The following is a 15,580-nucleotide window of genomic DNA, read 5'->3' on the forward strand; positions in this document are numbered from 1 at the left end:
TTGTCGCCATTGTTATTTTCATTTGCAGATTAGTAGTTTACTATTGCTGCAAAATCTGTAGCTACTAAACTAGCTCCACCTACTAAAGCACCATCTATATCTGATTGAGCCATTTGAGCTTTTATTGTATTTGGTTTAACGGATCCACCGTATTGTATTCTAACTTTATCAGCAATTTCTTTTCCAAACATTTCAGCAACAACGCCTCTTACAGCACTTATTGTTTCGTTTGCTTGTTCATCTGTAGCAGTTTTACCAGTTCCTATAGCCCAGATTGGCTCGTAAGCTATAACAACTTTTTCTGCTAAATCAGCTGATAAACCTTCTAAGTCAGCTTTTATTTGAGCTCCAACTACTGCATTAGTTGTTCCATTTTCTCTTTGTTCTAAAGTTTCTCCACAACAAAGAATTGGAGTTAAGTTGTGAGCAAATGCAGCTTTAACTTTTTTGTTTAAAGCTTCATCAGTTTCATTGAAGTATTCTCTTCTTTCGCTGTGTCCTAAAACAACATAGCTAACTCCCATAGCTTCTAGCATTCCTGGAGCTATTTCTCCTGTGAATGCTCCTTTTTCTTCAAAGTGCATATTTTGTGCAGCAACTTTGATGTTTGAACCTTCTACTGCTTTTAATACAGCATCTAAGCAAACAAAAGTTGGGCAGATTACTACATCACAAGTAGCATCCTTTACTAATGGTTTTAATTCTTCTACAACTTTTACAGCCTCAGCTGGAGTGTAGTGCATTTTCCAGTTTCCTGCTATTATAGCTTTTCTCATTCTATTCACCTCTAAATATTTAATTATTTATCGTTTAAAGCAACTATTCCTGGTAATTCTTTACCTTCTAAGAATTCTAATGAAGCTCCACCACCTGTAGATATGTGAGTCATCTTATCTCCGAATCCTAATATATTTACAGCAGCAGCTGAGTCTCCTCCACCTATAACTGTTGTAGCATCTGATTCAGCCATAGCTTTAGCTACTTCAACTGTACCTTTTGCAAAGTTTTCAAATTCAAAAACTCCCATTGGTCCATTCCAGATAACTGTTTTAGCTTCTCTAACAGCATCAGCATATATTGCTGCAGTCTTAGGTCCGATATCTAATCCCATATGTCCTTCTGGAATATTTTGATTTTCAGTTACTACTGGTGTAGCATCTGCTGAGAATTTATCTGCAACTACGTTGTCTACTGGTAATAATAGATTAACTCCCTTAGCAGCAGCTTTATCTATCATTTCTTTAGCATATTCAACTCTATCAACTTCTACTAAAGATGTTCCGATTTCATATCCTTGAGCTTTTAAGAATGTATATGCCATTCCTCCACCGATTATTAATGTATTAACTTTATCTAAAAGATTGTTAATAACAGCTATCTTATCTGAAACTTTAGCTCCACCTAATATAGCAACAAAAGGTCTAACTGGAGAGTTTACAGTTTCTCCTAAGAATTTTAATTCTTTTTGAATTAAGTATCCACAAGCTGAAACTGGTACAAATTCAGTAACTCCAACAGTTGAACAGTGAGCTCTATGTGCAGTTCCGAATGCATCATTTACAAATACGTCAGCTAATGAAGCTAATTCTTTTGAGAAAGTTTCAACGTTTTTAGTTTCTTCTTTTCTGCATCTTGTGTTTTCAAGAAGAACAACGTCTCCTTCATTCATTTTTGCAACAGCAGCTTTAGCATTTTCTCCTACTACTTCTTCATCTCTTGCAAATACTACTTCTTTTCCTAACATTTCGCTTAATCTTACAGCAACTGGTGCTAATGATTTAGAAGCGTCTTTTCCTAAATGTGAGCAAAGAATAACTTTTGCACCATTTTCTATTAAATATTTTATTGTTGGTAGTGCTCCAACTAATCTATTTTCATCAGTTATAACGCCATCTTTTAGTGGAACGTTAAAATCGCATCTTACTAATACTCTTTTACCTTTAACTTGGATATCTTCAATAGTTTTCTTATTAAAACTCATTCTTTTCACCTCATAATAATTCTTTATTTTAAAACAGTCTGGTTTATAGCCTTATACTACAAAACCAGACTTATTTTTAACTTTAAAAACTTAAAACTAAATACTTAAATTATTTTAAGAAGTTAGCGAAATGTTTTATAGTTCTAACCATTTGGCTAGTGTATGAATTTTCGTTGTCATACCAAGCAACTGTTTGAACTTGATATAAATCTTCTCCAATTTTTGAAACCATTGTTTGAGTTGCATCAAATAATGATCCAAATTTGATTCCGATTATATCAGAAGATACTAATTGATCTTCAGTGTATCCGAAAGATTCAGTTGTAGCAGCTTTCATAGCAGCGTTAATTCCTTCAACTGTAACATCTTTTCCTTTAACAACTGATATTAAGATTGTTGTAGAACCAGTTGGAACTGGAACTCTTTGTGCTGAACCGATTAATTTTCCGTTTAATTCTGGAATAACTAATCCGATTGCTTTTGCAGCACCAGTTGAGTTAGGAACTATATTTACAGCTCCAGCTCTAGCACGTCTGAAATCTCCGCCTCTGTGTGGACCATCTAATAACATTTGGTCTCCAGTGTAAGCGTGGATTGTTGACATTATACCACTTTGGATTTCTGCATATTCGTTAAGTGCTTTAGCCATTGGAGCTAAGCAGTTAGTTGTACATGAAGCAGCAGAAATTATGTTATCTTCTGCAGTTAATATATCATGGTTTACATTGTATACAACTGTTGGAAGGTCATTACCAGCTGGAGCTGAAATAACAACTTTCTTAGCACCTGCAGTTAAGTGTGCTTGAGATTTTGCTTTAGATACATAGAATCCAGTACATTCAAGAACTACGTCTACTCCTAATTCTCCCCATGGAAGTGTAGAAGCATCAGCTTTTGCATATATTTCGATTTCTTTTCCATTTACAACGATAGAAGATTCTTTAGCTTCTACTGTTCCTTCGTATCTACCTTGAGATGAGTCATATTTTAATAAGTGTGCTAACATTTTAGGATCAGTTAAGTCGTTGATTGCAACAACATCATATCCCTCTGCTCCGAACATTTGTCTGAACGCAAGACGTCCAATACGACCAAATCCATTAATTGCTACTTTAACATTTGCCATTGAAATTTCCTCCTAAAAGATATAGATTTATTTAAAATATTTATAAAAAATATTTTATACCATTTAAGTTTGCTTAAGCTAAGTGAGTATTATTCATTAGCTCTAAAATATTCAAGCAGTCCTAACGCTGCACCTTCATCTGTTACTAATACCCCATATTCATTACAATTCTCTGTAGCAAGTATTGCTTCAACTTTATTATTTCCACCAGCTACTGAAATATGAGTTTTTATCTTTTTGGCAACATCGTAATTTATACCTATAGAATTAGATACAAAAACTACTTCACCTTCTTTATTAAAGTAACATCCAAAAGCTTCGCCTACTGCTTCTAATGATTTTAATTTTTGTTTATCCTTTTCTGATAAACCTCTTTTTTCAGCCATTTCATCTGCTATTCCTATTCCATATATAAGAACGTCAGCTTTATGAATGTTTTGAATAATGTCTTTTATTTCTTTTTCTTTAAGTAAAGTATCTAAAGCATTTCCACTAATATTCTCTGGAATATGAAGCATTTTATAGCTTCCGTTTAGTTTGTGTGCTAGTTCCGCTGCTAAGGTATTAGCTTGAGTTTCAACTTTTTTACCCATTCCACCTCTTGCTGGAACTACTAAGACATCACTTAGATTGTTTACTTTTGGGAAGTTATGTACAACTTCCTTTATTGTACTTCCTCCAGTTATGGCTACTACGTCTTTATTTGTTATTATTTCTCTTGCGTAGTTAGCTGCTGCTTTACCTAATTCTTTAATTATAGAAGCATCTGCTTCTATATCACCTGGGACAATGATGACTTTTTTAAGCTTAAGAATCTTACATATCTCATCCTCTAGTTCAGCTAAGCCTTTAATTTCATGGAGAAAATCTTTTAGCTCTTCCACTACTGTTTCTCCCTCAACTGTAACGCTCATTCCGGGAGTGTTTATCTGGATAAGATTTTGTGCCTTTAAAAAATTCACTTCTGTCCTAACTATTCTTTCACTTAAATTTAGCTTGTTGGCTAAAATTCTACGCCCTATAGGCTGATAGTAATATATAGTTCTTAATATATTGTACCTTTTTTCTAGAACTTCAACTAATTCAGGGACAATACTTTTAAGTAACTTTAAAATGTTTTGCAATTCCAACACTCCTTTGGTACGCCTATGTCCCACTTGAAACTTTTATGTCCCACATCTATTATTATAAAACACTATAATTAAATTTGAAAGAGATTTTGTGAAAATTTTTCTAAAAAATTATTATTATTACTCAAATAGCAATAAAATATTATATCTCTATAGTATTTTATTGCTATTTATTTTAAAATCTTTTTCTTTTACTTGATGATTTAATTCCCATTTCTTCTCTGTATTTTGCAACGGTTCTTCTAGATATATTATACCCTTTGTTATTAAGTTCATTACAAATAACTTGATCAGATATAGGTTTTTCTTTATTTTCTTTATCTACAAGACTTTTTATTTCATTTTTAATGTTTAATATGTTTGTGTCTTCTCCACCATCTGTTACTGTTAGCCCTGTAGTAAATAGGTTTTTTATTTTAACTGTTCCTCTGTATGTTAAAATAAATTTTTCTTTTATAGCTCTACTAACTGTTGATTCATGAATACCTAATTCCTCAGCTATTTCCTTTAATGTCATTGGTTTTAGGTAACTTTCTCCCTTTTCAAAGTAATCCATTTGCTTCTCTAAAATTTTCTCTAAAACTCTATATAATGTGCTTTTTCTTTGCTCTATACTTTTTATCAAAAACATTGCACCATTTATTTTTTGTTTTACGTAGTCTGTTGCAAATGCATCCTTAGAATTGTTTAATATTTCTTTATACATAGAATTTATTGATAACTTAGGTAAAACGTCATCATTCATAAGTATAAAATATTCTCCATCAATCTTTCTTATTGTAGCATCAGGAATTATAAACTTTACATCATCCCCTGTATAAAATCCTCTTGATGGTTTAGGTTCTAATTCTTTTATAATGTCCCCATATTCTTGAGCTTCTTTAGGCGTAATATTCAAAGCTTTAGCTATTTGATTATATCTATTATCTGCAATGTCTTCTAAATGATTTTCTATTATTTCAAAAAGATTTTCATCATCAAAATATTGCTTCTCTAATTGTATTGTTAAACATTCTTTTAAATCTCTAGCTCCTATTCCATCTGGTTCTAAAGATTGTAGAGTTTTTAAAGCCTTTTCAACAGTATCTAATGGAACTTTTAATTCCTTACTTATGTCTTGTGTAGAAATATCTAAATACCCTTTATTATCTAAACTCTCTGCTATATAAATACATAGACTCTTATGAAATTCATCTATGTTTAAGTCTATAATCTGCTCAATTAAAAAGTCCTTTAATGACTTTTGAGCTGATATGAATGTAAAAGGTGACACCTCGTCTTCATCATAGCTACCATAACTTTGGGATCCGTAGTTATCTGACTCAAAGTATTTTATCATTTCTTTATAATCATATCTATCCTGTATTTTTACTTCGTCTAAATCCTTTTCATAATTGGTTTCAATAACTGGGTTTTCTGCAAATTCTTTATTTATATACTCTAATAATTCATTTGATGACATCTGTAAGAGCTTAATTGAAAGTTGCATCTGCTGTGTCATAATAAGCTTTTGCTCTTGTGTTAGAGTCATATTAAAATTCATATTCATTCCATCACCCTTAATTCCTTTATATATTAACTATTTTAACTGTTATTACTATAAAAAATCAACCTACGACAACAATATTATTAATTTTAATAAAAGGTTTGCAGTAAATGGAATTTATTTGCTCATTTTTATTATTTTATTAAATATTCTTTAATTTGTATCGTCTTCTCAGGTACTATAAATTTTTCTTCTATTATCTTATTTTTATAATCATTTATTTCATTCATTAAGTTTTTTGAAATCTTTTGTTCTGTTGAAGGTGCAATATCTATATATCCATCTTTTAGCCCTAAAGTTGTGATGTAGTTTTTACCACTTTTAAAAGTCCCAGTTGCTACTTCCTTGCACACTTCATAGGTAGCCTTATCTACTCTTTTTATCATAGATGACATTATTACTGAACTATATTCCTTATATATTTCTGCTTGATCCTGATCTACTCCTATAACATATTTATTTTCTTCCATTGCAGCTTTAAAAACGCCTTCACCTGCTTCTCCTACTGCTTGAAAAATTATATCGCATCCATCTTCATAAAGTTCTTTAGCTATATTATAGGCTTTATCTTTATCCTTAAAATCCATTGTATATCTTGCGGTTTCTCCATTTAATAAAGATTCTGAGGCAATTTTATTTACGTTATTTACTCCAGCTGCATATCCTGTATAAAACCTTTCTAAAACATCATCCATATCTCCACCTATAAAACCAACCTTATTACTTTTTGTAAGTCTTCCAGCTAATACACCTACAAGAAAGGCACCTTCTTGCTCTTTAAATTTTACACTTTTAACATTTTCGTTGTCACTTTTCCCATCAATTATTGCAAAAATCTTGTCAGAGAAGTCTTTTGAGATTTTATTTAATGCCACGTTCATGTCTTCTCCTGTTACTATAATTAAATCAGTCTTATTAGCAAGTTTTCTTAAGTTTTTTTCTATGGTTTCTTTACTATCATTTTCTACTGATACACTTTTTATATTAAAATCCTGAACCGCTTCTAATACACCTTTATAGGATTGTTCATTAAAATTATTTTCTTTAAATACTCCCTTATCTGATAAGAAGCCTACTTTAGTAGTTTTTCGAAGAAAAGTATTTTCAATTATATTGCAAGAACATAAATTACTAGAAATCAAAATTATAATTATAAAATAACTTAACCGCCTATTTTTCATTAAACCAAACCTCCTTTAGAGTTAGTTTATCCGAAAAATATTAAATTATTTTTAAATCATAGTTAAGGAAAAGACTACTTAGAGTCAATTTAATCTAAGTAGTCTTTTCTTTAATTAATACTTCCTCTTGGAATGAAAAATATTCCTGCAGCTCCTGGTCCAGAATGTATACCAACTGTACATCCTACCTCAGCTTCTACAAAATTAATATTTTTCTCTATTAGCTTCTCTTTAAGCGCTCCGTAAATCTCTTTATTTTCCGCATCTAAAATCATAACTGGTTCCCCAGACTCATATCCGTATTCTTCTAACTCTTCAAGAATTATTTTAACTGCCTTTTTACTTCCTCTAACCTTATCCTTAACAGCCATTTTACCGTCTTTAACTTCTAATATAAGTTTAATACCTAAAACACTTCCTATAGTCCCTGCTGTTTTAGATAAACGTCCACCTTTAACTAGATATTCTAAAGATTCAAAAGCTAAAGAACTTCTTACGTGAGGTATTCTTCTTTCAATTTCATTTTTTATATCTTGTATTTCTAATCCTTGTTCAACTAATTCTGCAGCTTTTAAAACTAATAATCCTAGTCCTGCCGTAACATTCCTAGAGTCTATTACAACTATATCTTTACTATCTAGCATTTCTTTTGCAATACATGCTGATTGATAAGTCCCACTCATATCTGAAGATAAATGAATAGATATAATTTTATAACCATCTTCTAATAACTTCTTATATGTTTCATAAAATCTTTGAGGTGTAACTTGAGCTGTAGTAGGAAATACATTCCCTTCTCTTATTTTTTGGAATAAAACATTTCTAGTAATTTCAGTTCCATCTAAATAACTTTCTTCCCCAAAATTTATTAATAATGGCAATGACTCAATACTCTTCTCTAAAATAATATTATTAGGCAAATCCGCCGTCGAATCAGTAACTATTTTTATTTTATTCATAATTTACTCTCCCTCACTCATCTTAATATATTACTCTACAAAATAAATATCTATAATTCCAAAAAGAAATTTACTTCATCTGAGGAAAGTCCAACTGTTTTAATGCTTCATATGCTATTACGCAAACTGTATTAGATAAATTAAGACTTCTAGTGCTAGTATTTATCATAGGCACTCTCATACCTTGTACTCTTTCATGAACCTCCTTAGGAACCCCTGATGATTCCCTTCCAAACATAATAAAATCTCCAGCTTGAAACTTTATTTCATTATAATACTTATCTGCATGTGTAGATGATAAATATATAGTATTATGTCCATACTTAGCCATAAAGTCTTCAAAACCTTCATGCACTTCTAAATCAAGATCTTTCCAATAGTCTAATCCTGCCCGCCTTACACTTTTCTCATCTATAGAAAAGCCCATAGGTTTTATTAAGTGTAATTTAGAATTAGTAAGTACGCAAGTTCTAGCTATATTTCCTGTATTTTGCGGTATTTCAGGTTGATACAAAACTATGTTAAGATTCACTCTTTTGTCCCTCCATTTTGAATAATAAAATTTTATTATTCAAGAAAATAAGATGGTAAAGCTAATCCATCTTAAATTTATATTACACTATAGAAATATATTAGTCAAAACACTAAATTATATAATTTATATTTTTCTCATCAAAATATTTCGTAATATTTTCATAAAAGAAACTTTTCATATTATTTATTTCTTCATTAGAATAAACATATTTACCATATCCAAATTGTCCATATTTAAATTTTCTTATTTCTTCATCCATAGGAAGCAAGCTTTTTGGGTAAACGCTTAAAATATTTTCTTTTGCTCTTTTTGTGAATCTATGAGATATTATTTCAAAATTCACTTGATAGCCTTTAAATAATTCCCCAATTCTGTTTATAAGTTCTTTATAATCATCTTGCCAATTATCATAAAGAAACACAGGCGCTATAATAAATCCTAACGGATAGTTTGCCTTTGCAATTTTATAGGCTCCTTCTATTCTTTCATTTATTCCATTTGTTTTATGTTCAAACTTTATAATAATGTTATCTGTATTTATTGAGAATCTTATAGTAGTTCTCCCATTATGTTTTAGGTTAAGCAAAGAGTCAACATCTCCATATTTAGTTACAAATCTAAACTTAGTGTATTCGTTACTTCCAAATAACTCTATAGCCTTCTCTAAAGCTCCAGTATATTGTTCTACAGGTATTGGATCAGATGTTGCTGCTCCTTCAAATATTGTTACCTCTGGTTTCCTGTCTTCAACATACTTTAATGCTTTTCCAAAGATCTCATCTAAATTTACATGAATTTTTGTATATGGTCTTTTACCTAATTGAGTATTTAAATAACAATACTCACACATTCCCATACACCCACTTACTAATGGTAATTGATAATGAGCGGAAGGCTTACAACTTTGAAAATCTAATATTTTCCTTACTCCTACTACCAGTGTGCTTTTACCTTCTACATACATTTCTCTAGGAGTATTACCGGGAATTCCACTTACTCGTCCTTTTGATATTATTATTTCTTTCTCTTCTTTACGAAATCTATTTAGTAGTTCCTCGCCTAGCTTATATTCTAGAGCCTTTTCTTCTATTATTACTCTACTTGGAATAAACATTTTTATCACCTCAGTAGTAGTATGTATTACTATTGAATTATATATTTTCTTTTAATATAAATTTTCTTATAACTTTTGATACACCTTCTTGGTTGTTAGTAGAAGTTATATAATCGGCCTTATCTTTTATAAATTGAGGTGCATTTCCCATTGCTACACCTAATCCAGCATATTCTATCATTGTTAAATCATTTTCATTATCGCCAATCGCTATTATCTCTTCTTTTTTTATACCTAACTTCTCGCCTAAAATTTCTACACCTTTTCCTTTACAAACACCTTCAGCATTTATTTCTATATTAAGCATATTAGAACTTGATACTTCTATACCTTTAATTTGCTTTAACTCTTCTCTTACCTTTTTAACAACCTCTTTGCTAGTATGTATACTTATACACTTTAAAATTTCAGACTGATTATCAAGCAATACTTTATCCCATTCATTATCTTTTACAGAATATAATTTAACTTTATAATCTGATGGTATTCCTCTTGTTATAAATAAATATATAAATAATTTTTCTAAAATTCCACCACAAAAAATAGAATTATGAGTGTGGAAATTAGGTTTCATTTTATACTTTTTTAGAACCTCTAAGACTTTCTTACAAGTTTCATACCCTATTACACCTTTATAAATCTCTTTATCATTGACATCTTTTATAATAGCTCCATTAGCTGCTATTACAGGAGAATTCAATCCAATGTATTTAGAATAAAAAGCTGCATTATTATATATTCTTCCTGTAGAAATAGCTATTTTCACACCTTTATCTCTTGCTTCTAGCAATACCTTTTTAGTTTCTTCTGTCACCTTTTTATTACTATTTAACAGCGTTCCATCCATATCTATACATACAAGTTTATAATCCAATATTTAATCCTCCCTTAATTAACTCCATATTTTTTTACATCATTATTAAAATTATAATAATTAATTCATATGTTATCCACTTAATTTATTATAAAATTAATATTTTTTATATTTTTAATGTGCAAATTTATTATACTCATTTAGAAAACAAAAAAATCATCAGCTCTAAACCGATGATTTTTTTGTTTATTATTATTTTTGTTTATTATTCTTATTGTTTATTATTCTTATTGTTGTGTATTAGGATTTTGTTCACTTGTATTTTGAGTTGCTGGAGTTTCAGTTGAAGGTACTTTATTTTGTACTGCCTTTTTAGTACCTTTTATAACTACTCCATCAACCTTAGTATATTTGTCAGTTGAAACAGTTTCTCTATTTATTTCTTTTCCATTTTCATAAGTTATTAAGTAACTTTTTGCTCTATAACCTACTACTGGACTCTTCTCCCATTGAGTTGTTCCTTCGTTTAAAGTTGCATCCTCTTTTGTTGTGACAGTAGGTTGTAAAGTTTCTGTAGTCTCGGCAATTAATTTATATGTCTTTCCAGCCATACCTTCTTTACTTCCATATATATTAAATATTACATTTCTGTTAGATGTATATGATTCAATATATACAGGAAAATCATATGAATTTTTAAATTTATAATCTAAAAGTCCCCAAGCTACAGTTGCATCAAGACCTGGAAGTGAATAACCTGGAAGCATAGAGTGATTATATCTCTCTGTGGATTTTAAATTTGCCTCCATAGCAGCTCTATATAAGGTCGTAGATACTTGACATATCCCACCACCTACATCTTGTTCAACTCTATCTCCTACAAAAACAGCTGCATTTTTAAATCCTCTAGCAGCACTTCTTTCTCCTACAACCTCATTGTAACTAAATACTTCTCCTGGCATTAAAAGCTTGCCATTACAAAACTTTGTTGCTAGTTCAACATTAGAAGCTCTTTCTGAAGTTGAACTAGAAAAATTTGTCTGTGCAGTTGAAATCTTAGAATTTATTTTCGATAGCTCATCTTTAGTAATAGCAGGTTTATCTATCTCTGTAGCAACTACTATTTCTATATCTTTATCTATACTTCCATCTATAACATCTTTTAACTTATTATTAAGTTCATCTTCATTTACTTTTGTACCATCAACTTCTGGAGTAATTGATATTTTCCCATTACTTATAGATATTGATGCATTTTTTGATCCTGTTTTAACACTATCTTTTATTGAAGTTTTAAATGGTTCTAACTTGGTTTCATCATAATTAAATTCTAATGATAAGTCCTCATTGTGTTTGCCGTCAATCCAAGATTTTTTACTGAAAAAATTAGAACCTTTACCTATAGAAATAGCTTTATCTATTGTTTCTTCTATATTAAATTCAGGACTAATATCTGAGTATCCTAAAGTAAAAATCTTATCATTTACTTTAACATTTATTTTCTTGGAGTTTATTTTTTCTTCAAAACTATTTTTAAGCATTTCTACTGCTTCTTCTTTAGTTTTTCCTGAAAGATCAACTCCATTAACTTTAATATTAGGATAGATTTTATCTTCCCACTGTTTAACCCTATTATTAGATGCTATAGCATATGCTGAGGTAGCAAAAACTCCTAACATAACTACAGTGGCTACTGTAAAAAGTATATTTCTTCTTGCCTTACTTTTAGAACTTTTCTTTTTCTTCTTTTCCTCCATTTAATCTCTCCTTTCTCCCTGTCAATACATTATACTACAAATTTATTTTTCATTAAACTAAAATAGTTTTACAAAAATCTTAATTTATTATTCCAATAATAACAAAACAAGGTTTACCTAATGGCAAACCTTGTTTCTTAAAAAAATAAATCTGAATCATTAAAATAAATTCTGTCTTCCTCCAAAAGATCTTTTCTTTGATTAGGGTTTATTGTAAATCTTGCCCTTCTCTTAGATATTTCTCTATCTGTATCGAAAGCATGTATTGATATTTCTATAGGCTCACTTTGAGATATTTTTAAATTTCTTCTTGGAATAACCAATCTTGTAGTATTTTTATCCACTGTAGTATAGTATTCTCCATTAATAAAAATATTATATCCTGCTAAATCAGGTTCCCTGTTTTTAGTCCAAGTAACATATATATTATTTCTATCCATGCTTGCAAACAATCCTTGTACCACAGCTGGTTGCATTAAGTATGCTATATTATCAGGTCCCCAGTTTAAGTCATTAGGAGGATTAGCCCCTCTTACAGTTCCGGTTTCTGTCCACTGCCATATTCTCCATCTCTTCCATCCACCAGCGTCTGTTGGATAAGGAGGATTTCCAGGGATTTCTTTATACATAGCTATCCATAGCGGCATATCACTCAATGGATATCTTCCATTAACTTTAAAGTCATCATGAATATTTATAAAAAATAACCCTGTGTAAAACATAAGTCTTCGATTAGTTTTACTTTCAAATCTCTTTCTAAATCTGTCTATCCAATTTACTATTGCTGCAGTGGTCATTGAATCATCTTGTGGCGTTTCTACATCTAAAACTGGAAATAAATCACCATAATCCTTATTTCCAAATCCTTGTTGAAGAGTATTTATAAAGTCATCACATTGATTATCAGCAGTTGTCAAATCATAAGATGGCACTCCGTAATGATAAGCCCCTACTGGTATTCCAAACTCCCTTGCACCCTTTGCAAACTGTAAAAACTTTAAATCTACTCTAAATCTACCTGTCGCTGATCCCGACGACCTTAAGTACAAAAAATCAACTGTACTAGCCAGAACTTGAAAGTTTACACCTTGTGTATACTCATTAATATCAAGTCCAAAAAGACTACGAGGATTTCTATCCTGCATCTTTTGCCTCCACATTTATTACTTTATTACTATAATATAATCTGCATTGTAAAATAGTTACAGCTATTTCACATTTAATTTCACCACAAAAGTTATATTATTACCTAATGATTCTGCCCATATTTTTCCACTATGCATGGTAACTATATTCTTAGCTATAGCTAATCCTAAACCGCTTCCGCCAGTATTAGAGTTTCTTGACTCGTCAGTCCTATAGAATCTATCAAATACATTTTTTAATTTATTTCTGTCCATATGGTCTCCCCTATTTTTAACAGAAATAAACACCTCTTTATTAACCATCCATAAAGAAATTTTTACTTCACTGTCTTTGTATGAATATTTTATGGCATTAGTTAATAAGTTTTCAAACACTCTTAACATCTTATCGCTATCTAAAAGAACCATTGCTTTTTCTTGAGGATATGATTGGATAACTTTCAATTCTTTCTCTTCAAATAGGGGTAACATTTCATCAGTTAATTGTGATATAAACTCAACAATATTTACTTCCGTTAGATTAAGTTTAATTTCTTGGTTAGTAAGTTTAGTGAATTCAAATAAATCTTCTATTAGCATCTTTAGTCTTTCTGCCTTTGAAAATGCTATATTCAAGTACTCTTTTTTTTGCTCTTCACTATTATATTTCTCTTCCTTAACTAATCCTAAATATCCCATAATCGAAGTTAGTGGTGTTCTTAGGTCATGAGAAACATTAGTAATAAGCTCATTTTTTGTTTTTTCTACTAGTCTTTCTTTCTCTATTTTACTATTTATCTCGTCTGCCATATGGTTAATATTTAAAGCTAAATTTTTAAGCTCATCTTTTCCCTTTTCATTTATTCTATAATTCAAATCACCAGATGCTATAACTTTTAATCCCTTTGATATTTCTTCTATGTATTTCATTTTATTATTTGTAATTCTCATAAATACAAACACAAATATTATTACTGATCCTATTAAAGCTAAAAACGGATTAGTCTCTTCATAGCTTATTGGTGATTGCGCAATTTCAGCCTTAATTTGAAATATAATAAATAAATTTTCATTATTTGTCTTGGTCGGATAAATATAAGTTTTCTCTTTTTCACTACTAACGCTATCTATAGAATTCGTAAATATACTTTCTAAATTTATGCTCTCATACACTATATCCTTAGTTTTGTAATAAATCTTCCCGTCTATGTTACATATGATCAAGCTTGCATTGCTCATAGTATAATTATCAAGAAAATCATCAACTTTTTCCTTATTTTCAACATTAATATTATCCTTTTTTAGATCTGAAACTATTCGCTTATAATAATCTTCATCATATCTATAGTTATATTTTATTGTCTGATAAGATACATTTCTAGAAAGTTTTTTATTTAATATACCATAAGAAAAAAATGCTATCAAAAAACATATTCCGAATACAACAACCAACTCAAACCTTATGCTTTTCTCCATTTTGCTGTTAAAGATTGTATAAGCTATCTTTATTGGTTTCATTATTTTAAGATTTAATATCCAATTAAATAATCTCTTAATCTTATTTATCAATTTTATAACCTACTCCCCAAACAGTTTTTATATACTTTGGTTTTCTTGGATTTTCTTCAAGTTTCTCTCGTATTTTTCTTATATGAACCATTACAGTATTATCCGATTGTATGAATTGCTCATTCCAAACACTTTCATAAATATTTTCTATAGAAAATACTTTTCCTTTGTTCTTAGAAAGTAATGCAAGAATATCAAATTCTATTGGAGTAAATTTTATTTCCTCATTAGCTAAAAAAACTTGATGACTTTCTAGGTTTATAACAACTTCATCAACTTCTAATATATTAGTTTTGTCAGCTTCGATTGACTGATTGGAATTATTACTTGATTGGTTTAATCTTTTAAATCTCCTTAATTGAGACTTCACTCTAGCAATTAACTCTAAAGGATTAAATGGTTTTGACACATAATCATCTGCACCTGTATTTAATCCTAATATCTTATCCATATCTTGTGTTTTTGCTGACAGCATAATTATAGGAATGTTTCTTGTTTCTCTAACTTTCAAACACATTTCTATTCCATCTAATTTTGGCATCATTATGTCTAAAATTATTAAATCCACCTTGTTTTTTTCTAAAATCTCTAAAGCCTCTTCCCCATCTCCTGCTTTTATAGTTATATATCCTTCACCTTTTAAATATATCTCAACTAAATCTCGTATTTCTTTTTCATCATCTACGATAAGTACAACTTCTTTATCCATAAATCTCAAATCCTCTCCTTATATACCTTATGTGT

At 29.9% G+C, this 15,580-nt stretch carries 14 protein-coding genes; all 14 read right to left on the reverse strand.

The features are described 5' to 3' along the window. Window positions 1-29: 29 nt before the first annotated feature. The 14 genes from tpiA to L1S49_RS14095 all read right to left on the reverse strand — a co-directional run bounded on the left by tpiA (window position 30) and on the right by L1S49_RS14095 (window position 15,545). Window positions 30-776, reverse strand: a complete 747-nt coding sequence (gene tpiA / locus L1S49_RS14030; RefSeq protein WP_073020844.1) for a triose-phosphate isomerase — start codon at window positions 774-776, stop codon at window positions 30-32. Window positions 777-799: 23 nt separating this feature from the next. Continuing rightward, entirely contained in the window at window positions 800-1,981 is a 1,182-nt protein-coding gene (locus L1S49_RS14035; protein WP_238905543.1) for a phosphoglycerate kinase, read from the reverse strand. Window positions 1,982-2,090: 109 nt separating this feature from the next. Continuing rightward, on the reverse strand, window positions 2,091-3,107 hold the full coding sequence (gene gap, locus L1S49_RS14040; protein ID WP_238905546.1) for a type I glyceraldehyde-3-phosphate dehydrogenase: 1,017 nt from the start codon (window positions 3,105-3,107) through the stop codon (window positions 2,091-2,093). Window positions 3,108-3,196: 89 nt separating this feature from the next. Next, on the reverse strand, window positions 3,197-4,231 hold the full coding sequence (locus tag L1S49_RS14045) for a sugar-binding domain-containing protein (protein WP_238905548.1): 1,035 nt from the start codon (window positions 4,229-4,231) through the stop codon (window positions 3,197-3,199). Between the two features lie 181 nt (window positions 4,232-4,412). Continuing rightward, window positions 4,413-5,780, reverse strand: coding sequence for an RNA polymerase factor sigma-54 (gene rpoN / locus L1S49_RS14050; RefSeq protein ID WP_238905632.1), 1,368 nt, complete (start codon window positions 5,778-5,780; stop codon window positions 4,413-4,415). Window positions 5,781-5,917: 137 nt separating this feature from the next. Then, the gene (locus tag L1S49_RS14055) at window positions 5,918-6,964 is read right to left on the reverse strand and encodes a BMP family ABC transporter substrate-binding protein (RefSeq protein WP_238905550.1); all 1,047 of its coding nucleotides are present in this window, start codon (window positions 6,962-6,964) and stop codon (window positions 5,918-5,920) included. 110 nt (window positions 6,965-7,074) lie between these two features. Further along, complete coding sequence (locus L1S49_RS14060; protein ID WP_238905552.1) at window positions 7,075-7,923, reverse strand: DegV family protein; 849 nt, start codon at window positions 7,921-7,923, stop codon at window positions 7,075-7,077. 70 nt (window positions 7,924-7,993) lie between these two features. Continuing rightward, a complete protein-coding gene (locus L1S49_RS14065) occupies window positions 7,994-8,455 on the reverse strand; it encodes a tRNA (cytidine(34)-2'-O)-methyltransferase (RefSeq protein WP_238905554.1) in 462 nt (153 codons plus the stop codon). 112 nt (window positions 8,456-8,567) lie between these two features. Continuing rightward, window positions 8,568-9,572: a spore photoproduct lyase gene (splB, locus tag L1S49_RS14070; RefSeq protein WP_238905563.1), complete on the reverse strand. Its 1,005-nt coding sequence runs from the start codon at window positions 9,570-9,572 to the stop codon at window positions 8,568-8,570. 37 nt (window positions 9,573-9,609) lie between these two features. Beyond that, complete coding sequence (locus L1S49_RS14075; protein WP_238905564.1) at window positions 9,610-10,446, reverse strand: Cof-type HAD-IIB family hydrolase; 837 nt, start codon at window positions 10,444-10,446, stop codon at window positions 9,610-9,612. Window positions 10,447-10,673: 227 nt separating this feature from the next. Continuing rightward, window positions 10,674-12,143, reverse strand: coding sequence for a VanW family protein (locus tag L1S49_RS14080; RefSeq protein ID WP_238905566.1), 1,470 nt, complete (start codon window positions 12,141-12,143; stop codon window positions 10,674-10,676). A 137-nt stretch (window positions 12,144-12,280) separates the two neighbouring features. Beyond that, entirely contained in the window at window positions 12,281-13,288 is a 1,008-nt protein-coding gene (locus L1S49_RS14085; RefSeq protein WP_238905570.1) for a glycoside hydrolase family 25 protein, read from the reverse strand. 63 nt (window positions 13,289-13,351) lie between these two features. Then, entirely contained in the window at window positions 13,352-14,836 is a 1,485-nt protein-coding gene (locus L1S49_RS14090) for a HAMP domain-containing sensor histidine kinase (RefSeq protein WP_238905572.1), read from the reverse strand. After that, complete coding sequence (locus L1S49_RS14095; protein WP_073020818.1) at window positions 14,826-15,545, reverse strand: response regulator transcription factor; 720 nt, start codon at window positions 15,543-15,545, stop codon at window positions 14,826-14,828. The genes L1S49_RS14090 and L1S49_RS14095 overlap by 11 nt, the downstream gene beginning before the upstream one ends. Window positions 15,546-15,580: the final 35 nt, after the last annotated feature.

It is taken from the genome of Clostridium sp. YIM B02506 (genome assembly GCF_022324845.1).
Taxonomy (GTDB): domain Bacteria; phylum Bacillota; class Clostridia; order Clostridiales; family Clostridiaceae; genus Clostridium_T; species Clostridium_T intestinale.